Here is a 21417-nt window from a genome sequence, read left to right as displayed (position 1 = left end):
CGCAGGCGGGAATCCAGCATTTGCGGGTTCTGCCAGGCACTGGATCCCCGCCTGCGCGGGGATGACGCGGCTGAAGTAAGTGCCATTCGGTGCAGAGGGAGATTTCAGGATTTGCTGCGGGAGGTGCCGCGCGGGCCGCGGCTGATATTGTACTGACGCAGCTTGCGCCACAGGGTGGTGCGACCGATGCCGAGGTTGCGCGCCACCTCGGTAAGGCTGTCGTAACGTTCCAGCGCCGCTTCGATTACCTGCTGCTCATTCTCGGCCAGGCTTGTCGGCTGCAGCACATTGCGCGCGGTCTCCTGCGGGCTGCGGCCGGCCCGCTGCAGCACCTCCTCGGGCAGGGCATCCAGATCGATGACGCCCGAATCATCCGCGAACACCACCATCTGCTCCACCATGGTCTCGAGTTGTCTGACATTGCCGGGGAAACCATAGTCGAGCAGCCGCTGCAGTGCCGCGTCGGTCAGCCTCAGACCGGAGCGGCTGTGACGGGCGGAATACTTGTTCAGGAAATGCTTCAACAGCAACTCGATGTCTTCCACCCGTTCGCGCAGGGGCGGCAGATTGATGTGATAACCGTTGACCCGGTAATACAGGTCGGGTCTGAATTCACCGTTCTCGATCAGCACCGACAGGTCGCGGTTGGCTGCCGTGATCACACGGATATCGACCTTGCGCGGCTGATTGGTGCCCAGGCGGCGGATTTCACGGTCCTGCAGCACGCTCAGCAGCTTGGCCTGGATGGCCGGGGTCAGGGTATCGATCTCGTCGAGGAAGATGGTGCCGCCGTCGGCCTCCTCGAACAGGCCCTTGCGGGTCTCGCTAGCGCCGGTGAAGCTGCCCTTGGCATGACCGAACAATTCACTCTCCAGCAGCTGTTCGGGCAGGCTGGCGCAGTTGAGGCTGACGAAGGTCTTGCCGGCGCGCTGGCTGCGTTCGTGGATGTAGCGTGCCAGCAGGCTTTTGCCGGTCCCGGTCTCGCCGGTGATGAGGATACTCAACTCGGTGCCGGCAATCCGCTCGGTGCGGATCAGCACGCCGTGCATGACCGGGCTGTTGGCAATCAAGCCGCCGTCCGTCCCGGCCGCCACCTCGCCTGTCGGTCCGGCCTGGGCCAGGGCGTGAGCCTGCTGGATCTTCTCCAGCATCTCGTCCTCGTCAAAGGGCTTGGTCAGGTAGTCGTAGGCGCCCAGCCGCATCGCCTCGACGGCGCTTTCGATGCTGCCGTAGGCAGTAATCAGGATCACCGGCAGCCGGGGAAAGCGATTCTTGACCTCACGCAGCAGATCGATGCCGGACATGCCATCCATACGCAGATCGCTGACAATCACGTCGTATGGCCCTGACTGCAGGGCGGCCAGGGCCTCTTCGCCGCTGGCGGCTTCGCCGGCCTGCATGCCGGCATTCTTCAGCAGCAGCCCCAGGCTGCGACGCGGGCTGCGCTGATCATCGACCACCAGTACGTTCAGACTCATGACGCCACTCCCCGGTCAGCGACCTGCGCTTCAGCCACGGGGAAACGCATGGCGAAGCAGGCCCCGGGCGGTCCCCAGATGCGCAGCCGGCCGCCCCATGCCTCCACGTGCTGCAGTACGATCGCCAGCCCCAGACCGGCACCCTCGGAGCGCTGACTGAAGAAGGGCTCGAAGATCTGCGTCCGCTTCTCTGGCGGGATGCCGGGGCCGTCGTCGGCGACGGCCAGGAAGGCATGGCGGCCATTCTGATTCAGACGCACCCGCAGCCGGCCACTGCCGTGCATCGCCTGCACGGCGTTGAGCATCAGGTTCCACAGCACTTCCTGAAAACCGTCGGCATCGAACATCACCGGCGTATAGCCGCCTATGACTTCCTGCTCCACCCCGACCGACAGCCCCTCGTGCTGGATATGCTGATCGATGCGTTCGCACACGCGCGCCACCAGGCCGCCGAGATGCACCCGTGCCGCCGCCGTGCGCGGCGAGCGCCCGAAACTCATGAAATTGTGCGTCAGCCGGTCCAGGCGCCGCACCTCGTCGTCGATGATCTCGATGGCAGGCCCGACGCTGTCGCTGCTGTCGTGGATGTTGCGGCGCAGCACCGCGAGGCAGTTGTTGATGGCGCTGAGCGGATTGCGCACCTCGTGCGCCACACTGGCCGCCATCTGGCCGAGCACCGCCAGCCGCTCGGCACGGATGCGTTCCTGCTCGGAACGCCGCAGCTGCTCATTGGCGTCCCGCAGCGCCTCGTAGGCGCGGGCGTTGACCAGTGCGACCCGCACCTGTTCGGCGAGCAGTTCGCCCTGCTCCAGGGTGGCCGCGCTGAACGGGATCCGTTCCGTGCGCATGATCAGCATGACCGCGATGAGCTGTTCCCCTTCCAGCATGGGGAACAGGGCCACCGCGCCCCAGATGCAGCCGCTGGTGCCCAGGGGGAAGGGCGCCGGCGCGTCTGCCGTCTCCGGTTTGACCAGGGCCACCGGGCGGCCGGACTCACGCAATTGACGGAACAACTCACGTCCCGCAGCGCTGGCAATCCACTCCGGCTGCGCCACCGCAGCGCCCGCGGCCGTGTCCGGCATGCAGCAGCTGACCAGGCGCATCTCCCCGCTGTCGCCGTCAGCGTCGGCGAGCAGGATGCCGGAGGCCTCGCTGGCCAGCATGTGCGCGCTTTCCCCGCATACCGCCTCCAGCACCCGGGGCAGTTCCAGGGTCGAGCCCAGCATGGCCGTGACCCGCAGCAGCGCGGCGCGGAATCCGATGGCCTGGGTCCAGCGGTAATGCAGCAGGGCGTTGTACAGAATCGGGCCGATCTCGGCGGCGACCACGTTGAGCTGCTCCACCCGTCCCGGTTCGGGATGGCCGCCGGCGATCTCCAGGCGCAGATAGCCGAACACCTCGTCATGGGCGCGCAGCGTCAGGCACATGCAGGCGCGGCCATTGGCGCCGCGGCTGCAGCTGTAGACGGTATGCTCGTCATCGCCGCCGACCGCCTGCACCAGCCGCACACAGGGCATGTGCTCGGCCCGGACGCGCACGTTCCAGCGCAGGGTCTGACGCTGCAGGCCGCGCTGGAATTCCTCGACCTCGTCCTCGGCCACGCGCAGCACCAGCGAGTAGCGGCACTCGCCCACGAATTCGGCCAGGGTGTTCTCGATCACCTCCAGGGTCTGATCCAGGCTGCGCGCACCGATGCTGGCGTTGACCATGGTGTTGCGCAGCTGCAGTTCCCGGTTCATGTCGTCGAGCCTGTCGTGCGCGACCCGCAGCTGGCGGTTGATATTGTCCTGCACCACGCGTGCGCGCTGCACGGCGCGCAGCGACAACACCAGGCCGGCAGCGATCACTACCAGGCTGCCCAGGTACAACCCGACCTTGACGAAATGCCAGGTCCACCAGGCCGAGTCCCACATCTGGGAGAAGCGGAACAGGTAGGCGCTCTCGGCGAACAGCATCAGGATGGCGCCGATGACCAGGATCAGCCGCTGTCCCGTCCCCCGGTAATAGAGAAAGGCCAGCAGCGCGGCGAAGGCATACAGAACTCCAGAGAACTCATGCGCCCGATAGGCCCAGATGGAAAAGGTATAGAGATTCTCCAGCGAGCCCACAGGCAGGATGATGTGATAGGCCAGTACCAGGCCGATCAGCAGCATCAGGGTGAAGGCCGCCTCGCGCGACAGCCACAGCGGCAATCCCGGCAGGCGATGGCGGCGATAGTGCAGGACAGTGCCCGCACAGAACAGGACGCCGCCGAACAGGGTGGACAGGGTGTGGGCGGAAACGAACAGCCCCGGGTACACATCCGGAGGCGTGATCGCATGCACCACGTCCAGCAGGCCCATCACCAGAAAGCCCAGCGCGAACAGCAGCAGGGTCCGTTCCTGCTTGTGCCGCGACAGGGCCAGGATCAGCCCGGCGATCAGCAACGCCATGATGCCGCAGAACAACTCGATGACCGCATGCATGCGGACATCGATCAGGTACTCCGGCACCAGCAGGGTACCGCTGTCCACCCCGTGGAGCAGCAGCGGCATGGCCACCAGGGCCACCACCCAGGCATAGAGCAGCCACTGCTGCCAGCGCGCGGCGCAGGCCGCGCGCGGGTCGGCGGCACCGACTGTCGGCAGGAGGTTCATACCAGTCTGTGGATTCGTCTGCATGGGGCTCTGAGGGTATGTTCAGCCTTCCAGCATACACCCTCAGTCCCTGCCGGCGTAAGCCAGGCGCCCCGGCCAGCGCCGCAGCGCCCAGGCATAAACGGACGGTAAAACCAGCAGATTCAACAAGGTGGAACTGATCATGCCGCCCAGCAGGACAATCGCCAATGGCCGCTGCAGTTCCTTGCCGGTGGGATCGCCGACCAGGAAGGGGATCACCGCCAGTGCCGTGGTCAGTGCGGTCATCAGGATCGGCAGCATGCGATCCAGCGCCCCCTGCATGGCCAGGGCCTCCGGCGTCGAGCCATTCTGCTCGCGGGCGATGCGCTGGTAGCGCGTCACCAGCAGGATGCTGTTGCGGGTGGCGATGCCGAGCAGGGCGATCAGCCCCAGCAGCGAGGAGACGTTGAGATTCTCGCCGGTGATGACCAGGGCGAACACGCCGCCGATCAGGGCAAACGGCAGATTGGTCAGGATCAGGCCGACCAGGGTGGTGTTGCGGAAGGCGCGCAGCAGCACCGCGATCACCAGCACCACCGCCACGGCCCCGGAGATCAGCAGGTCGCGGGTGGCGCGCTGCTGACCTTCCCAGTCGCCGCCGTACTCGATGGAGTAACCCGGCGGCAGCACCATCTGCTCCGCGATTTGCTCGCGCACCTCCCGGACCACCGCGCTCAGATCACGCCCGTCGACATTCCACTGCACCACCGCCCGGCGGGCGCCGCCGTCGCGGTTGATCATGTAGGGCTCGCGCACCGGCACCACCTCGGCCACGGTGTCCAGCGGCACCACGGCATCACTCGATGCCTGCAGCGGCAGCCGGCCCAGGTCCTCAATGCTGTCACGGGCATCGGCCTCGATGCGCACGAACAGATCATAGGTGCGGTCATGCTCCTGCACCTGCGAGACCGCCACACCGTTGAGCGCCTCGCCGACCTGACGCACCACCTCGTCCGGCGTGAGACCGTAGGCGGCGGCCGCGTCCCGGTCCACGCGCAGGTCCACACCGGGCACGGTCACCATCGGCTCGGACTGCAGGTCGACCACGCCGTTCACGCCCTCGACCGCGCCGTGCAGTTCCTGCTGCAGATGGGCGAGCATGTCCAGATCCGGACCGAAGATCTTGACCACCATCTGGGCGCGCACGCCGGACATGATCTCCTGCATGCGGTGGGTGATGAACTGGGACACGTTCATCGAGGCGCCGGGAATGGTCCGGAGTTGTTCGCGGATCGCGTCCATCACCGCCGGCACGTCCTCCACCTCCGGTTTGAGGGTGACGTCGAACTCGCTGAAGTTGACCGGCTGGGCATCCTCGTCCAGACGCGAGCGGCCGGCGCGCTGGGCAATGCTCTTCACCTCGGGCATGGCGCCGACCAGGTTGTTCACCTGGCGGCCGATGCGCAGGCTCTCCTCCAGCGAGGTGCCCGGCATCAGGGTCATGGCGATGACGATATTGCCCTCGTGAAAGCCGGGGATGAAGGAACGTCCGAGCGACAGGATCAGCACCAGGCTGAGGCCGAAGGCGACGATCGCGCCGCCGAACATCAGCCGCGGCACGGCCAGGGTGCGCTCCAGCAGTCCCTGGTAGCGGTTCTGCAGCCAGCGGGCAAAACCGCCCAGCCTGGCCTGCTGCTCGGCCTGACGGCCACCGAAGAACCAGGAGCACAGCACCGGCACCAGGGTCAGCGCCACCAGCAGCGAGCCGGCCACGGCGGCCAGGTAGGCGATGGCCAGCGGCGCGAACACCCGGCCCTCGATATCGCTGAGGAAGAACACCGGCATGAAGGCGATCACGATGATGAAGGTGGCGAAGACCACCGAGTTGCGGATCTCGCTGGAGCCTTCGAACACGATCTCCAGCAACGGCCGCGGCTGCCGTGCCTGGCGGTTCTCGCGCAGCCGCCGCAGGATGTTCTCCACGTCGATGATGGCGTCGTCGACCACCTCGCCGATGGCGAACACCAGCCCGCCCAGGGTGAGGGCGTTGAGGCCGACGTCCAGCAGCCACAGCACCAGGATGCCCATCATCAGCGAGGTGGGGATGGCGATCAGGCTGATGACGGTCGGGCGCCAGCGCACCAGGAACAGGAACAACACCAGGGCGACGATGATGGCCGCATGCAGCAGCGCCTCCTCCAGGTTGTCGATGGAGCGTTCGATGAAACTGGCCTGGCGGAATACGTCGGGGACCAGCTCCACGCCTTCCGGCAGGGTCGCCGCCAGTTCGTCCAGGGTCTGCTCCACCCGCCCGGTGGTGGCCAGGGTATCGCTGCCCCAGAGCTTGGACACGGTGCCGATCACGGCCGGGCCGCCGTACATCTGGCCGTCGCCGCGTTTGATCTCGCCGCCGAAGCGCACCTCGGCCACGTCGCCCAGGGTCAGCGGGCTGTTGCCCGGCAGACCCAGGCTGCTGCGGGCGATATCCTGCAGTGAGCGCACCCGGCCCTCGCTGCGCAGGAAGTATTCCTCCTCCGGGGTGGGATACAGGAAGGCGCCGGGGGCGACTGTGTTGGCCGCGCGCGCGGCGTCGACCACCAGACTGAAGGGCAGGCCCAGCCGCATCAGGGCCGCGGGGTCGACCTGCACCTGGTACTGCTTGACCTCGCCGCCGACCGCGACCACCGAGGCCACGCCCTCCTGCGCCAGCAGCCGGTTGCGGAATTCCCAATCGACCAGGCTGCGCAGCTCGTAGCTGCGATCCCGGTCGGACCAGTCGATCAGAGCGAACTTGAGCAGCCAGCTGATGGCGGAGGTCACCGGCATCAGTTCCGGTTCCTGCACATTCGCCGGCAGGGTGCCGCGCGCCAGCTGCAGCCGCTCCTGGGCCAGCACCCGGGCGTTGTAGATGTCGACGTCGGGGTCGAACACGATGGTGATGCGCGACAGTCCGATGGAGGAGTTGGAACGGATCTGGTCGACATTGGGCATACCCTGCAGCGCCACCTCCAGCGGCCGGGTGACCAGCAACTCCACGTCCTGCGCGGCAAAGCCCGGGGCCTCGGTCTGAATCTGCACCTGCGGCGGCGCGAATTCCGGGAACACGTCCACCACCATGCGGCTCAGCGCGAACAGCGAGGCCACCGCCAGCACGATATACAGCAGGACGACGACGACCCGATTACGCAGCGCCCCGGAAATGATCCAGTCGAACATCTTGCCTCCTCGCTCAGTGATGGTGGTCGTCGGCCGGGACACCGGCGCGCTGCAGTCGATAGGCGCCTTCCAGCGCCATCTTGCCGTGGGTCACGACCCGGGCGCCCGTCTCCAGGCCGTCCACCGGGACCCAGTCGCCCACCGCCGGCCCCGGTTCCACGCTGCGGCGCTCATAACGGCCGGGTTCCAGTTCCACGAATACGACCGACTCGAAGCCCTGGCGCATCAGCGCCGCGCGCGGCAGCCAGGTCTCTTCCCAGCGCGGCACCAGCAGTTCGACCTGCAGCGGTTGCCCGGGAAACAGCCCCGTGCGCGTCTCGAGCCGGGTCATGAGCCGCACCAGCTGGCGCTGGGGATCCAGCGAGGGTGAGACCGCCTCCACTGCCTCCTCGATCAGGCTGCCGTCCGGCAGCTGCACCTGCAGCCGGGCGTCGCCGGGCCGCACGCCGGCGGCCGCGTCGGGGAAGATCAGGGTTTCCAGCCACAGGGAGCGGGCGTCCGGCACGATGCGGGCCAGCGCCTGTCCCATCACCACGAAGTTGGCCATATTGCGGTCGCCGGCGTTGAGCAGTTCGCCCGGCTGGACCAGTATCTCGGTGATCAGGCCGTCACTCGGCGCCCGCACCGCGATCCCTTCCAACGGGATGCCGGTCTGTTCCAGGGCGAAGATCTCCTCCTCGGTCAGCCCCCACCAGCGCAGGTTCTCGCGCGCATCCTCCATGTAGTTGCCAAGCCGGCCCTCGCCCTCCAGGATCGCGAGCTTCTCGTCGTTGCCCAGCAGGGCGACATAGGCCTTCTGGGTGAGCACGAACTCCGGACTCTGGATCAGGGCGATGGGATCGCCCTCGCTCACCCGGCTGCCCGGACGCACATGGATCTCGATCACCTGGCCGCTGATGAAGGAATTGATGTCGTGGGTGGAATTGGCCGGGGTGACCACCGTGCCGATGCCGGCGCGCCGGTCCTGCAGTTCGCGCCGCTCGACCTCGGCAACGCGGATCAGGCTGCTGTCGACCTCGATGGCGCCGGGCGCGGCCGGTTGATCGGCGTGTTCATGCTCATCCTGTTCGGCAAAGCCGGTGGCGTCCGAATGCGCCTGAACCAGGCCCGGCAGTGTCAGGGCGACGGCGAATATCAGGGCTTCAATGCGCATGTCCGGCCTCCTCCTGCTGCGTCTGTTCGGGCTGCAGGGACACGCTGAGCCGCTGGCCGTCACGCAGGCCCAGCAGGCGCGCGCTGGCCAGCGGCTCCAGCCGCACGGTGCGCCGCAACCCCGTGCCGCCCACCAGGGGCACCACCTCGGAGACACTGGCCTCCAGCGGCGGCGACGATGGCGACGGATACAGCCAGGCGGCATCGCCGGTCGAGAGCCGCGCGGCGACCTCCAGGGGCAGTTCGACGTCGATCGTCACCGCCTGGTCGCTGGCGATGCGCATCAGGGTGGTGCCGCTGAGATTGAACAGGCCGGCCTGGGCGCCGGGATTGACCACCTGGCCCTCGGTGACGTTGACGTCCAGCAGGTAGCCGTCACGCGGCGCCTTCACTCGCAGCCGCTTGACCGGTTCACGCTCCTGTTCGAGCCGCTCGATGTCCTCGGGATACAGGCCGCGCCACTGCAGGTTCATCCGGCCCTCGATCAGCTTCTCCTCGGCGGTGACGCTGATCTCGCGGATGTACTCCATGTTGGCGTAGGTCTCGGCGTAGGAACGCTGCACCGTTTCCAGCTCGGCGCTTTCATATTCGGCCAGCACCTCGCCCGCGCGCACGGGTCGACCGATGTAGAGATCGTTCAAATCCACGATGCGGGCATTGACCTTGAGCACCACGCCCGCGATCTCGCGCGGGTCGATCCGCACCTGTGCTGCATAGCGCCGCGGTCCCTGCGCCTCAGCGCCGGCGCCGAAGCGCGACATCTCGTCGGCGAAGCCGCTGGCGTCGCTGTGCGCATACACACCTGCCGCCATCCACCAGAACAGCAGCAATACCCGTGTGACAAAGCCTGTTGCAGACATATTCGCTCCCGGACCCGTGTTCCCAGTTGCACGCCTTAACCTCTATTCAGGCGATAGCAACATGCATGCCACGGGATGAAACGGCGCGACTGCGGGAAATACCTGTTTCACCGCAGCAGAGCGTTTCAACTTTTCGTTTCGTTCTGAAACGCTGAACTGCAGCCGTCCGCCGATACACGCACAGGCCCGCGCATTTTCACCCACTGGGCACACTGGCACAGGCATTGCTCATGCCCGTCACGATTGCGATTACCACCCCACCGGAAAACACCGAATCGAGAGGAATGGACAATATGGCCGATAACAACAACATCCACCGACTGCTATCCCTGGCCGGAACGGGCATCCTCATGGCCGCCGGCACCGCCGCAGCCGGACCGCAGCCGCAGGCCGCAAGCCTGACAGAGGCAATCACCCACGGCAGCGTCTATGGTAGATTCGCCCGCGTTATGAATATGTCGATGAACAGAGTCTGGGCAAGGAGGCCAACGCCTTCACTCTGCGCACCCGGCTGGGTTACCGCACCGCCAATCTGAACGGTTTCGAGGGTCAGCTTGAATTCGAGGACGTCAGAAGCCTGGGCAGCGAGAAGTTCAACAGCACCACCAACGGCAAGGCACGCTATCCCCTGGTGCCCGACCCGGAATCCACCGAGCTCAACCAGGCCATCCTGGCCTATACCGGCATCGCCGACACCCGGCTGCAACTCGGCCGTCAGTACATCAGTCTCGATAACGAACGCTGGGTGGGCCCGGTCGGCTGGCGCCAGAACTCGGTGACCATGGACGCGTTCAGCCTGACCAACCAGTCACTGACCGGGCTGGAGGTGTTCTATGCGTACGTGGACAATGTCAACCGGCTGTTCGGCGAGGAACACCCGACCCTGGACGACTGGGACATGGACAGCCACATCGTTCACCTCGCCTACAGCGGCCTGCCGCACGTCAACCTGGCGGGCTACGGCTACTTCCTGGAATTCGAGGACCAGGCCAGCCAGGCCCTGTCCACCCGCACCCTGGGCGCGCGCCTGAGCGGCGGCTATCCGCTGAACGATGACCTGAAGCTGCTGTATACCGCCGAATACGCCGAACAGGACGACTACGCCGACGGCCGGGCGCGTGATGCCGACTACTACTGGCTGAGCGCGGGCGTGAAATTCAACGGAATCACGGTCAAGGTAAGCCAGGAGCAGTTGAGCGGCAACGGCACCTACAGCCTCACCACGCCGCTGGCCACGGTGCATGCACACAACGGCTGGGCCGACCAGTTCCTGGCCAGCGCCCTGTCTCCCAACGGCCTGCCCGACGGCCTGGTCGACACCCGGGTGCATATCAGCGGGAAACTCGCCGGGATCAAGCTGGTCGCCAGGTATCACGACTACTCCAGCGACAACGACGACTATGATTACGGCACGGAGTGGAACCTGCTGGCGGTCAAGCCGATCAGCAAGCAGTTGAAGGTGGTCGCCAAGTACGCGGACTACTCGGCCGACGACAACGCCACCAACAGCGCACGCAACCCGGTGCAGAGCACCGACACGCGCAAGTTCTGGGTCATGGCCGACTTCAGTTTCTGAGAACCGGACAAGGCGCTCCGGAACTGGCTGCAGTTCCGGAGGCAACCGCACCCCCTCGCCCCTCAGTGGGGCTCTCTGCAGGGTGGGACCCCGAACCTCCCTCTCCCTGCCTTATCCCCTCCCGTCCTCCGGAAGGGGATTTTTTTGTGCGCCTCTGACGGCCACGCAGGATCCGGGCCTCCGCCTATCCCCGGCCCAGCCAGAACCACCAGATGAAGAAGACGATCAGCCCGGCACCGGCCAGGTTCACCAGCAGGTCGGTCATGCCTTCACCCCCCCCCCCGCCGCCGCAACCGCCTCACTCCGGTCACACGCGCGTGATCGATTTGACTTTGTACAGATCCTGAAGGTTGGCGTCACAGCCATGGTGGTTGCTCAAAAGCAGGGAGAACAGCCATATCAACTGTCAGCTTCCGTTATACCTGAAGCCGCAAGCCCGCTCACCTGTTCCGAACCAACATACATACGCCTGCAGATGTTCCATCTGGAAACAGGATCGGTGCCGGTATGGCGGAACAGCCGGGTTATTCGTGCACCACTCATCACTGGCACAGATGTTGCTATTAGCCAAACACTTCGCAGAAGGAGGCATACCGCAGTGCAGACAGAAGCCGGCTCATTTCCGACATCCCTCCACAGGAGTGGACGCATATTGCGCCGAGCGATGCGTGATATTCATGACTCTGCGGCACGACTGCTTTGGGCGACACTGCTGGGTGCAACTACAGTCACCACTGCTGTCGCCCAGGAAACGCCCGGCACAGGCATTCAGGTCACACAGCTGGCATACAGCGCCACGATGGACGATGATATCACCTCCGTTAAGGACAGTTTCGTCTCCGCCCTGGAGGGACGCAACTACACCATCGTCAATATCCTTGACGTTCAGCGGGCACTCGAAAACCGCGGCATTGAGGCCGAACCAATTGTGCTCGTTGAATTCATCAACCTTTCCAAGGCCTACCTGGTCACAACATCGGACAAACGCTTCGAGCTGTTCGCACCGCTGCGCGCGGCCATATTCGGGGAGCAGGACGGGGTAAGGCTGCTCATCCTGCGTCCGAAGTTCATCGGCGATACGCTTGGCCAAGAGCATCTCTCCGATCCCGCGCGCGCAGTATTGAAAGAGTTCGACCGGGATCTGCGCGATGTGGCCGAAACGGTCCGGAACGGAGGATTCTGACCTTCGTTCACAGGGGATTCACGGCATCTGCCGACACTGCCCCTGAAGCACGGCGACTCAGCACAATGGATATCTTGAACCGCTTCGCCAGGAACCGGCGGCTGCGCAGGGCACTCGATGACAGCCGTGACCGGCTCTATCGAATGGCCCTGGCCTGGTCCCGGAACCCGGTATTGGCGACCAGGCTGACAGATAAGGTCATCGAGCGCGAACTCCGGAGCGGGCAGGCACAGCATGAACCCGGCCAACTCCTGTTGCAGCTGTTCGGCTCCCTGTCCAGGTGCTGGCATGAGCACAGACAACTCATGGCGCCTGGCGAACCTGAATGCGGGTTCGAACCGGCTGTGCACCCGCTGCCGGTGCAGACGCACGAGGACACGTCCGCCAGCACCCGGGCCGCAATCGGCCGGCTGCCTGTTGTCGAATGCCAGGTTTTGACCCTGGTCAATATCGAACAACTGTCCTATGAACAGACAGCGCAGGTCCTGGAAATGCCGAAAAGCGCGGTGATTCACAGCCTGAACCAGGCCCGTCTCAGGCTACTCGGCATGCTGGCGCCAGAGATATCGCAACAGGCCCGCTGCACTGACTGCTGGTGCAGCAGCAGTCCGGCGCAGTGCGGAAGCGCGCGCAACTCAGACCCGACTGCTCAGCCGCGGCGTTCGAGCCAACCGTAATACCTGGGCCGACGCCGGCTGGCGGGTCGAGTGGCAACATGCTGCCCGCCACGGGTCCGGTCTCAACCCTGCGGTTTTCTCCAGAACCAGCGGACAATGAACACAACCAGCCCGAGCCCCGCCAGATTCACGATCAGATCGACCATCATTGCACCCTGTCCGGCGTGAACCTGCGCAGCCGATTGGCGTTGGTCACCACCGTGACCGAGGAAAACGCCATGGCCGCGCCGCCGATCATGGGATTGAGCAGCATGCCCAGCGCCGGATAGAGCACGCCGGCGGCGACGGGGATACCGAGACTGTTGTAGATGAAGGCGCCGAACAGATTCTGCCAGATGTTGCGCACCGTGGCGCGCGACAGCTGGATCGCTGTGAGCACACCCTGAAGCGAGGCGCGCATCAGAGTGACATCGGCGCTCTCTATCGCGACATCGGTACCGGCGCCGATGGCAAAGCCGACGTCGGCCTGGGACAGGGCCGGGGCGTCGTTGATGCCGTCTCCCACCATCGCCACCACCTCGCCTTTCGCCTGCAGCTGCTGCACATAGTCGATCTTGCCCTCGGGCAGCACCTCGGCCCGGACCTCGTCGATGCCGATCTGCCCGGCCACGGCCTGCGCAGTGATGCGGTGGTCGCCAGTGACCAGCGCCACCTTCAATCCCATTCCGTGCATGGCGCGGATGATGTCGGTCATGCCGGGTCGGATCGGGTCTTCGATAGCGACCAGACCGATCAACTCGCCGTCCGCGGCCACGCAGACGGGTGTAGCGCCGCGCCCGGCCAGCGCCTCGATGCGCGCGGCCCAGGCCGCTTCCGACACACCCTGTTCCCGCATGAAGGCGGCCTGCCCGACCAGGACCTCCCGCTCGCCGATTCGTCCGCGCAGCCCCTTCCCGGTCAGGTTCTCGAACCCTTCAGCCTTCGGCAGTTCCAGCGTGCGCGCCTCGGCGGCGGCCAGGATGGCGGCGGCCAGCGGATGGTTGGAGCCTGCCTCCAGGGCGGCGGCCAAGCGCAGCACCTCATTTTCATTCCTCCCGGATGCGGCCTCGACCGCGGTCACTGTCGGTCGGCCCTCAGTGACCGTGCCGGTCTTGTCCAGCACCAGGGTGGTCAGGCGTCCGGCCTGCTGCAGGGCGTCGCCGCTGCGGATGAGGATGCCGTGCTCGGCCGCCTTGCCGATGCCGACCATGATGGAGATGGGCGTGGCCAGCCCCAGCGCGCAGGGACAGGCGATGACCAGCACCGTGATGCCGGTGACCAGGGCATAGCTGAGCTGCGGCGACGGGCCCAGGTTGTACCAGACCAGGAAGGTGAGCACGGCGATGATCATCACCACCGGCACGAACACCCCGCTGACCCGGTCGGCCAGGCGGCCGATGGCCGGTTTGGAGGCCTGGGCCTGGCGCACCAGTTCGATGATGCGCGCCAGCGCCATGTCACGGCCGATGCGGCTGGCCTGGAACAGCAGGGTGCCGGACTGGTTGATGGTACCGCCGATGACCTCGTCGCCGGCCTGCTTAGCCACCGGGATCGGCTCGCCGGTGAGCATGGACTCGTCCACCGCCGACTCGCCCTCGATCACCTTCCCGTCGACCGGGATGCGGTCGCCGGGCCGTACCCGCAGCGTCTCCTCCAGCCCGACCTCCTCGATCGGCACGTCGATCTCCTTACCCTCGCGCACCACCCGCGCGGTCTTGGGCTGCAGCCCCAGCAGGCGCTTGATCGCCTCCGAGGTCTTGCCGCGGGCGCGCATCTCCAGCGCCCCGCCCAGGTTGATCAGCGCCAGGATGACCACGGCGGCCTCGAAATAGGCATGGCGCGCCAGCACCGGCACACTGTCGGGAAACAGGGCCACCACCATGGAATAGAGCCAGGCGCTGCCCGTGCCCAGCGCGATCAGGGTATCCATGTTGGCCTGGTGGTGGCGGAAGGCCGACCAGGCGCCGCGGAAGAAATGCCCGCCGGAGTAGATCAGCACGCCGAGTGTGAGCAGGCCGGTGATGAGCCAGAACACCTGTCCGGCCGGCGTGTCGATGGGCGGCAGTACATGGAACACCATCTCGCCCAGCATCAGCGGCACGGCCAGCAGCGCGGCCACGCCGGTCATGCGCAGGCGCTTGCGGTAATGGGCCATCTCCATGGCCTCCTTGTCCGCCTCATCGGCCAGGCCGCGCAGCTCGGCGGCCTCGTAGCCGGCCTGGCGCACCGCTTCGACCAGGCGCTCCGGCGGCGCCGTGCCGGTGACCCGGGCGGTGTGCTCGACGAAATTCACCGTTGCTTCCTGCACGCCCTCGACCCGGCGCAGGGCCTCCTCGACGGCGGCCACACAACCGGCGCAACTCATGCCGGCAACGGACAATCGTATGGATTCATCACTCATGGGGGACTCGCGCGGACGGATGGGTTTTGCGAAGATTGAGGATACCACAACCTGCCCGGGCATCCGGACCATGACCATACACATCCTGAGGGGTATTTATGCCGGCCGGATCGATCCCGACTATGGCCGGGGCCGCGCCAGCGCCATCGCCAAGCAGCCGCTGGACGGCGAGGTCCGGATCGGCGCAGACGGCATCGCCGGGGATGAACAGGCCGACCCGGTCAATCACGGCGGTCCGGAACGCGCCCTGCTGCATTACAGCCTGGACAACTATCGCTGGTGGCAGGCGCAGTATCCGGAACGCGCGGCCGCATTCTGCCCGCCCGGGTTCGGCGAAAACCTCTCCAGCACCGGGATGGATGAACGGAATGTCCACATCGGCGATGTCTATCGTATCGGGCGTATCGGGCGCATCGGCGGCTGCCGGCTGCAGGTCAGTCAGCCGCGCAGCCCCTGCTGGAAGCTGGATGTACGCTTCGACATCGCCGGCATGGCCCGGCAGGTCCAGGACAGCGCCCGGTGCGGCTGGTTCTACCGGGTGCTGGAAGCGGGTACGCTGCGGGTCGGTGACGGTATCGATCTGCTCGAACGCCTGCCCGACAGCCTGAGCATTGCGGCAGCGATGCAGGCCATCTACGGCGACACGGAGGAGCGCGAACTCTGGCGGCGTCTGGCCGACTGCACCGCCCTGGCGCCCAACTGGCGCGACAAGGCGCGGCGGCGGCTGGCAGGCCGGGCCGATATGCGCAGCGCACAGCGCCTGACCGGCGGGGAGTAGGATGGGTGGAGCGCAGCGCAACCCATCATTGATCCCGCATCGGTGATGGGTTGCGGCGCGGGCGCCTTCACCCATCCTACGCACTCGGTCATTCCGACACAGGAGCACGCACTTGCGGGTCCATTTTCTCCAACACGTTCCCTACGAGGGCCTGGGCAGCCTGCAGGACTGGCTGCAGCGGGGCGACCATCAGGTCACGGCCACGCGCCTGTATGCCGGCGACGGTCTGCCGCGGCCGGATGCACTGGACCTGCTCATCGTCATGGGCGGACCCATGGGGGTATACGACGAGGCCGACCATCCCTGGCTGATTGCCGAGAAGCGTTTCCTCGATGCCGTGCTTGCCGGCAGGGCGCGGATGCTCGGCATCTGCCTGGGCGCCCAGCTGCTGGCCGAGCGGCTCGGGGCCCGGGTGCTGACCGGCGGCGAGAAGGAGATCGGCTGGTTCCCGGTCCAGCGCAGCCCGGCCGCCGCCGACACAGCGCTGGCCGCGGCCCTGCCCGAGACATTCATGGCCTTTCACTGGCACGGCGACAGCTTCGAACTGCCGGCCGGGGCCGTGCACCTGGGCCGCAGCGAGGCCTGCCCCAACCAGGGGTTTCTGCACGAAGGACGGATACTCGGGCTGCAGTACCACCTGGAGATGACCCCGGCCGGGGCGCAGGCTCTGATCGACTGCCACCGGGATCAGCTCGGTTGCGGCCCGTTCAGTCAGACCGAGACGCAGCTGCTGGCTGCAGAGGCGCACTTCAACGGAGCCAACCGCCTCATGGCGCAGCTGATGGATGCGTTCACCGCGACGAACCCGGAGGAGGTCTGAACATGCCCATGAATATCGGGGACATCATGACCGAGGAGGTGATGGCCATCCGCATGGACGATACCCTGCTCACGGCGCACACCCTGTTCAAGCAGCTCGGGTTCCATCATCTGCTGGTGGTCGAGGAGCGCAGACTCATGGGGGTGCTCTCGGACCGGGACATACTGCGCTGGATCGGGCCGCATCTGGACACGCCCGCGGAAACGCGGGCAGATCTCGAGCGCATGCGCCGACCGGTCCATCAATTGATGACGCGCAAACCGGTCACGGTCACTCCGGATACCGCCATCACCTATGCCGGCAACCTGATGCTGGAGCAGCGTGTGTCCTGCCTGCCGGTGGTCAACGATCGGGGCCACCCGGTCGGCATCGTGAGCTGGCGCGATCTGCTCAGCGCCCACGTGATGCTGCAGCAAGTGTGAGTCCGGGATGAGAACGCAAAAGGAACGGGCGGGGGTGCAACCCCGCCCGTTCCTTTGTACAGCCACCGGGCTGTCGGGATCAACGACCGCCCTGCATGCCGCCACCCATACCGGCGCCCATGCCGCCGCCGGCTGTGTCCGGCCGCGAACCGCCGCCGGCGGAAACCAGGGAATCGGCCAGGAACTCGTTGCCGGTGACAGTATCGTCGTCCATGGTATCCAGGCGGGCGTCATGGACATCCATCATGTCCGTGGCCCAACCTTCGCCCCAGGGGCTGTTGTGGTCGGCGCTGGCAACCAAGGCGCTGCCGGAGAGGATCATACCCAGTACAGATGCTGCAATAGTCGTCCGTTTCATGACTGCTCCTGTGTGTCGTTGGTTCAAGCAGAAGTCATGTTAGCGGGCCGGCGTGGCCGCGTCCCTGTCACGGCCTGTCACTGCGCCGTTATGTGACCGGGCTCACACCGGGGGCCGTTCAGGAGGGGCGTGGTTCAGATGTGGCTGATGAGCTTGGCCTCGGGCACCCGGTTCTGCACCGCCCAGGCGATCTCGTTGCGCATGCCGGTCACCGGACGCATGCTGATCCAGAGCAGGTTGAGCTTGAGGTTGAGTTCGGCAAAGACCACGACTTCCTGGAAACAGGCCAGGACGGCCTGGATGTCGTCCAGGGTGCGCTGCAGCAGCTGGCGCGGCTTTTCCCGCAGCCCCGGGATCAGCATCATGAAATCGCTGAGGATCTGGCCGTCGCCGTCCACGCTCGGCGCGCGCTTGAACAGCGGCTCGTTGGCCTCCAGCAGGGGAAAGACGGCATGTCTGGGCAGGTTCATGGCAGGTCCCGGCGTGTCTGATCTGACTATAACAAAAGCGGCCCGGATTGCCACAGGCCTTAGCGGCCCGCCGCCGGGCCTCAGGCCGCCAGGGCGTCGCGGACCCGCTCAAGGCGTGTGCGCACCTCAGCGGCCAGGGCTTCAACACCTTCTTTTTCCACCAGTTTGAGCACGGCCGAGGGATCCATGAATCCGACCGTCACGCTGCCGTCGTCCTCCTGCCGCACCACGACATTGCAGGGCAGCAGCAGGCCGATATCGGGATCGGCCTCCAGCGCCTGGTTGGCCAGCTTCGGGTTGCAGGCCCCCAGGATCCTGTAGGGCGCGCGATCGATGTCGAGTTTCTTCTTCAGCGTGGCGCTGACGTCGATCTCGGTCAGCACCCCGAAGCCTTCCTTGCCCAGTTCTTCGGTCACCTTGTCGATGGCCGTATCGAAATCACCATTGAACTTCACATTGAATCCGTACATGGATACCTCCAATCGGTTGAACATCGCTGTCCGGGAGTATAACAAGCCTGCCCTGTGGCTAGAAAACAGATAAGGACTGCGTCGACGCCGCATCGCCGCACAGATTGATCTAGAAAGCGAAGCGCAATCCACCCATGAAGTAGAGGAAGTCGGATTCCTGCCCGGCCGCGTCAGCAATATCTTCTGTCTCGCCGGTCAGCGTCCGGTAGCGGATGCCGACATAAGGGGCGAATTCGCGCCTGATTTCATAGCGCAGCCGCAGATCCAGACTGACATCCGTCAGGCCCGCACCAAGACTGCGTTCAGAGATATCCTGTGCTGCGACGGCCAGTTCGGCGCGCGGCTGCAATACCAGCCGCTGGGTGATCCGGAGGTCGTATTCACCCTCAAACTCGACGGTCACATCCCCGTCTTCCGACAGGTACAGGGCATTGTCGAGTTCGAACTTGTAGGGCGCCAGCCCCTGGACCCCGGCCACGGCGGACCACCGGTCCTCGTAGCTGCCGCCCTCCCAGCCATTGGCGTACTGGACGCCGGCCTGAAGATTCCAGAAGGGCGTGATGAGTCGCGAATAGAGCAGGTCGGTTTCCGACTCCCCCTCGTCCGTGCCCTCGAACACCGCCTCGCCTTCCTGCTTCCACCAGAACTTGTGGAAGTCCTTACCGACCCAGCCCTGCGCCTCCCAACCGAGGTGATCGGACGCGTCATCCGCCTCCAGCCGGTATTCAAGCTGTTCGATGAAGGTAAAGACGTAGACACGGTCATCCGGGACCGTCCGGGGATAATCAGACGGTGGCGGGGTCTCGGCGTACTTGAACGCCTCCTCCAGCGTCATGCCCTCGGGTACGGGCGGATTTTCCACTGACGGCGGCTCTCCCTCATGCTGCCGGGCCGACTCATAGTGCATGGGGCGGTCCGAGGTCTCCGGCATGTCACCGCGATCCTGAGCCAGGGCGCCGCAGGGCATGAGTGCGGTCGCCGCCAGCAGGAAGAGAGGGACAGGAATCACGGGAGTGCTCACTTCAGGCGCCGACATCGATCGGCCCTCCTTCCAGCGACCTGACCACTGCGACAGTGCGGAACATGCCGGCCTCCATGTGATACAGCAGGTGACAGTGGAAAGCCCACTGTCCTGGGGCGTCGACCAGAATGTCCACGGTCAGCAACTCGGCCGGCTGGACGATCACCGTATGCTTGCGTGGATTGTCACCGTAATCGTCGGCACCTGCATACAGGTCCATCCACATGCCATGCAGGTGGATGGGGTGACTCATCATGGTGTCATTGATCATGTTGATACGGAGCCGTTCGCCGTACTGGAAGCGGATCATGTCCGATTCCGACCACTTCCTGCCGTCGAAGCCCCAGATGTACTTGTGCATGTTGCCGGTCAGGTGCAGATCGAACTCGCGCGTCGGGGGACGACGTCCGTACGGCCGCTCCAGGGCACGCAGCTGGCTGTAGGTCAGGACCCGCCAGCCGTCTTCGCCCAATCCCGCCCCCGGGTAGTCGAGGCGACGGTAGGCGGTAGCGGCCATGGTGATACTGGCCGGGCCATGTTCATCCGGGCCGTGCCTGATGCGGTCCGGGAGGTTGGTGACCGGCAATTCCCCATCGTCCTGATGTGACATGGGCTCAGACACACCGGCCGCATGCATCCCATCGTGCATTGCCTGATCACCCCCATGCCCGCCGTCGTGCATCATGCCCATATCCGCCATAGTCAGCATCGGTCGCCGTCTCTGTTCAGGCACTGCGGCGGCCATGCCCTGACGAGGAGCAAGCGTACCGCGGGCGTAACCGCTGCGGTCCATGGTCTCGGCAAACAGTGTGTAAGCCCGGTCATCCGGCAGTGTCACCACCACATCATAGGTTTCCGCCACCGCGATCCTCAGTTCGTCGGTCTCAACGGGTTTGACATTCTGACCGTCGGCCTGCACCACCGTCATCGGCAGCCCCGGAATGCGGACATCATAGAAGGTCATGGTGGAGGCATTGGCGATGCGCAGGCGCACCCGTTGGCCGGGCCTGGCGATAAAGGTCGGATTCTCATGCGCCGCCTTGCCGTTCATCAGGTAGGTATAGGTCGCGCCCGTGATATCCGCGATATCGGTCGGGTCCATGCGCATCCGGTCCCAGGCCAGGCGCTTTTGCAGCACCTCGGACATGGACATGCCGGTCGCCCGCATCTGTTCGTCGATATTGGCCAGGGTGGGCCGCTGGAAATTGTAGTAGCCCTCCATGGTCTTGAGCTTCCAGAGCACCCGATGCGGATCCTCGAAGGTCCAGTCGGACAGAACAATGGAATACTCAATATCGTATTCCACCGGATCCGGCCCGGCCGGCTCGACAATGAGCTGGCCGTAATGCCCCAGCTGCTCCTGCAGACCGGTATGACTGTGATACCAGTAAGTGCCGTTCTGGCGGACCGGGTAGCGATAGGTGAACGTCTCGTTGGCAGGAATGCCGGGGAAACTGATGCCCGGCACCCCGTCCATGTTGAACGGCAGCAGAATGCCGTGCCAGTGGATCGAGGTCGATTCATTCAGGCGGTTGTGGACGCGAATGAGCGCCTCCCTGCCTTCCTGCATGCGGATGACAGGGCCGGGGATGGAGCCGTTGATGGCAATGGCCCGCCCGGGCTTGCCGCCGACGAGCAGGTCACGGTATTCGAGATAGAGATCGATACCGCCGGGGTCGGTGGCATTCAGTTCGCCGAATTCTCCGGCATGACCAGGCACGCCCGAAGGTTTAGCGGTGAGCACCCCTGGAAAGTACAGGCCCAGCGAAGCCAGCGAGGCCGCCTGTATGAATTGTCGTCGGGAGAGAACCCCAAGCCCGGGGGGCTTCGTTTTGCTTTCCATCATACTCACCTGCTGAAAGACATTCCGGAGTTACAACCACGGATTGTGTTCCGGATTGATTACCCGGGACGATTGGCCCTATGCAACCCGGATTCACACCCTAGCACATCATTTCC

General features: G+C 65.3%; 18 protein-coding genes. 7 read left to right on the top strand and 11 right to left on the bottom strand.

Translation table 11 applies throughout. From position 1 onward, the window contains the following. Nucleotides 1-104: 104 nt before the first annotated feature. From CFK21_RS02625 to CFK21_RS02605, 5 genes are all read right to left on the bottom strand, one after another. The gene (locus CFK21_RS02625) at nt 105-1478 is read right to left on the bottom strand and encodes a sigma-54-dependent transcriptional regulator (protein ID WP_096364464.1); all 1374 of its coding nucleotides are present in this window, start codon (nt 1476-1478) and stop codon (nt 105-107) included. Further along, on the bottom strand, nt 1475-4114 hold the full coding sequence (locus CFK21_RS02620) for an ATP-binding protein (protein WP_172844231.1): 2640 nt from the start codon (nt 4112-4114) through the stop codon (nt 1475-1477). The genes CFK21_RS02625 and CFK21_RS02620 overlap by 4 nt, the downstream gene beginning before the upstream one ends. A 63-nt stretch (nt 4115-4177) precedes the next feature. Continuing rightward, nucleotides 4178-7291: an efflux RND transporter permease subunit gene (locus tag CFK21_RS02615; RefSeq protein WP_096364460.1), complete on the bottom strand. Its 3114-nt coding sequence runs from the start codon at nt 7289-7291 to the stop codon at nt 4178-4180. Nucleotides 7292-7304: 13 nt separating this feature from the next. Beyond that, nucleotides 7305-8444 (bottom strand): efflux RND transporter periplasmic adaptor subunit, encoded by a 1140-nt coding sequence (locus CFK21_RS02610; protein ID WP_096364458.1) that lies wholly within the window; start codon nt 8442-8444, stop codon nt 7305-7307. After that, complete coding sequence (locus CFK21_RS02605; protein WP_096364456.1) at nt 8434-9303, bottom strand: efflux RND transporter periplasmic adaptor subunit; 870 nt, start codon at nt 9301-9303, stop codon at nt 8434-8436. The genes CFK21_RS02610 and CFK21_RS02605 overlap by 11 nt, the downstream gene beginning before the upstream one ends. A gap of 230 nt (nt 9304-9533) precedes the next feature. Here CFK21_RS02605 and CFK21_RS02600 point away from each other — a divergent pair, with 230 nt between their 5' ends. The 4 genes from CFK21_RS02600 to CFK21_RS02585 all read left to right on the top strand — a co-directional run bounded on the left by CFK21_RS02600 (nt 9534) and on the right by CFK21_RS02585 (nt 12739). Continuing rightward, nucleotides 9534-9839, top strand: a complete 306-nt coding sequence (locus CFK21_RS02600; RefSeq protein ID WP_157745253.1) for a hypothetical protein — start codon at nt 9534-9536, stop codon at nt 9837-9839. Nucleotides 9840-9934: 95 nt separating this feature from the next. Further along, complete coding sequence (locus CFK21_RS02595) at nt 9935-10879, top strand: hypothetical protein (RefSeq protein WP_096364452.1); 945 nt, start codon at nt 9935-9937, stop codon at nt 10877-10879. 598 nt (nt 10880-11477) lie between these two features. Continuing rightward, the gene (locus CFK21_RS02590) at nt 11478-12062 is read left to right on the top strand and encodes a DUF302 domain-containing protein (protein WP_157745251.1); all 585 of its coding nucleotides are present in this window, start codon (nt 11478-11480) and stop codon (nt 12060-12062) included. Between the two features lie 65 nt (nt 12063-12127). Next, nucleotides 12128-12739 carry an RNA polymerase sigma factor gene (locus CFK21_RS02585; RefSeq protein WP_096364448.1) on the top strand — a complete coding sequence of 204 codons (612 nt, stop codon included), beginning with the start codon at nt 12128-12130 and terminating at the stop codon, nt 12737-12739. A gap of 145 nt (nt 12740-12884) precedes the next feature. Here CFK21_RS02585 and CFK21_RS02580 read toward each other — a convergent pair whose 3' ends face one another. Then, on the bottom strand, nt 12885-15119 hold the full coding sequence (locus CFK21_RS02580; protein ID WP_197702983.1) for a heavy metal translocating P-type ATPase: 2235 nt from the start codon (nt 15117-15119) through the stop codon (nt 12885-12887). A gap of 70 nt (nt 15120-15189) precedes the next feature. Here CFK21_RS02580 and CFK21_RS02575 point away from each other — a divergent pair, with 70 nt between their 5' ends. The 3 genes from CFK21_RS02575 to CFK21_RS02565 all read left to right on the top strand — a co-directional run bounded on the left by CFK21_RS02575 (nt 15190) and on the right by CFK21_RS02565 (nt 17139). After that, entirely contained in the window at nt 15190-15897 is a 708-nt protein-coding gene (locus CFK21_RS02575) for an MOSC domain-containing protein (RefSeq protein WP_096367454.1), read from the top strand. A 112-nt stretch (nt 15898-16009) separates the two neighbouring features. Next, nucleotides 16010-16717, top strand: coding sequence for a type 1 glutamine amidotransferase (locus tag CFK21_RS02570; protein WP_096364444.1), 708 nt, complete (start codon nt 16010-16012; stop codon nt 16715-16717). Nucleotides 16718-16719: 2 nt separating this feature from the next. After that, entirely contained in the window at nt 16720-17139 is a 420-nt protein-coding gene (locus tag CFK21_RS02565; RefSeq protein ID WP_096364442.1) for a CBS domain-containing protein, read from the top strand. A 79-nt stretch (nt 17140-17218) separates the two neighbouring features. Here CFK21_RS02565 and CFK21_RS02560 read toward each other — a convergent pair whose 3' ends face one another. From CFK21_RS02560 to CFK21_RS02540, 5 genes are all read right to left on the bottom strand, one after another. Next, complete coding sequence (locus tag CFK21_RS02560; RefSeq protein ID WP_157745249.1) at nt 17219-17497, bottom strand: hypothetical protein; 279 nt, start codon at nt 17495-17497, stop codon at nt 17219-17221. A gap of 134 nt (nt 17498-17631) precedes the next feature. Continuing rightward, the gene (locus CFK21_RS02555; RefSeq protein WP_096364438.1) at nt 17632-17967 is read right to left on the bottom strand and encodes a hypothetical protein; all 336 of its coding nucleotides are present in this window, start codon (nt 17965-17967) and stop codon (nt 17632-17634) included. A gap of 80 nt (nt 17968-18047) precedes the next feature. Further along, nucleotides 18048-18449 carry a DUF302 domain-containing protein gene (locus tag CFK21_RS02550; RefSeq protein WP_172844317.1) on the bottom strand — a complete coding sequence of 134 codons (402 nt, stop codon included), beginning with the start codon at nt 18447-18449 and terminating at the stop codon, nt 18048-18050. A 97-nt stretch (nt 18450-18546) separates the two neighbouring features. Then, on the bottom strand, nt 18547-19473 hold the full coding sequence (locus CFK21_RS02545; RefSeq protein WP_096364436.1) for a copper resistance protein B: 927 nt from the start codon (nt 19471-19473) through the stop codon (nt 18547-18549). Next, a complete protein-coding gene (locus CFK21_RS02540) occupies nt 19460-21301 on the bottom strand; it encodes a copper resistance system multicopper oxidase (RefSeq protein ID WP_096367452.1) in 1842 nt (613 codons plus the stop codon). The genes CFK21_RS02545 and CFK21_RS02540 overlap by 14 nt, the downstream gene beginning before the upstream one ends. Nucleotides 21302-21417: the final 116 nt, after the last annotated feature.

This window comes from Thiohalobacter thiocyanaticus (assembly GCF_002356355.1).
Taxonomy (GTDB): domain Bacteria; phylum Pseudomonadota; class Gammaproteobacteria; order Thiohalobacterales; family Thiohalobacteraceae; genus Thiohalobacter; species Thiohalobacter thiocyanaticus_A.
This window is presented reverse-complemented; position numbering and strand designations above follow the sequence as displayed.

What these genes read in the sequence shown, in the direction of transcription:
- CFK21_RS02625 (WP_096364464.1), bottom strand. Translation starts at nt 1,478, where the DNA reads ATGAGTCTGAACGTACTGGTGGTCGATGATCAGCGCAGCCCGCGTCGC.
- CFK21_RS02620 (WP_172844231.1), bottom strand. Translation starts at nt 4,114, where the DNA reads ATGAACCTCCTGCCGACAGTCGGTGCCGCCGACCCGCGCGCGGCCTGC.
- CFK21_RS02615 (WP_096364460.1), bottom strand. Translation starts at nt 7,291, where the DNA reads ATGTTCGACTGGATCATTTCCGGGGCGCTGCGTAATCGGGTCGTCGTC.
- CFK21_RS02610 (WP_096364458.1), bottom strand. Translation starts at nt 8,444, where the DNA reads ATGCGCATTGAAGCCCTGATATTCGCCGTCGCCCTGACACTGCCGGGC.
- CFK21_RS02605 (WP_096364456.1), bottom strand. Translation starts at nt 9,303, where the DNA reads ATGTCTGCAACAGGCTTTGTCACACGGGTATTGCTGCTGTTCTGGTGG.
- CFK21_RS02600 (WP_157745253.1), top strand. Translation starts at nt 9,534, where the DNA reads ATGCCCGTCACGATTGCGATTACCACCCCACCGGAAAACACCGAATCG.
- CFK21_RS02585 (WP_096364448.1), top strand. Translation starts at nt 12,128, where the DNA reads ATGGATATCTTGAACCGCTTCGCCAGGAACCGGCGGCTGCGCAGGGCA.
- CFK21_RS02580 (WP_197702983.1), bottom strand. Translation starts at nt 15,119, where the DNA reads ATGAGTGATGAATCCATACGATTGTCCGTTGCCGGCATGAGTTGCGCC.
- CFK21_RS02575 (WP_096367454.1), top strand. Translation starts at nt 15,190, where the DNA reads ATGACCATACACATCCTGAGGGGTATTTATGCCGGCCGGATCGATCCC.
- CFK21_RS02565 (WP_096364442.1), top strand. Translation starts at nt 16,720, where the DNA reads ATGCCCATGAATATCGGGGACATCATGACCGAGGAGGTGATGGCCATC.
- CFK21_RS02560 (WP_157745249.1), bottom strand. Translation starts at nt 17,497, where the DNA reads ATGAAACGGACGACTATTGCAGCATCTGTACTGGGTATGATCCTCTCC.
- CFK21_RS02555 (WP_096364438.1), bottom strand. Translation starts at nt 17,967, where the DNA reads ATGAACCTGCCCAGACATGCCGTCTTTCCCCTGCTGGAGGCCAACGAG.
- CFK21_RS02545 (WP_096364436.1), bottom strand. Translation starts at nt 19,473, where the DNA reads ATGTCGGCGCCTGAAGTGAGCACTCCCGTGATTCCTGTCCCTCTCTTC.
- CFK21_RS02540 (WP_096367452.1), bottom strand. Translation starts at nt 21,301, where the DNA reads ATGGAAAGCAAAACGAAGCCCCCCGGGCTTGGGGTTCTCTCCCGACGA.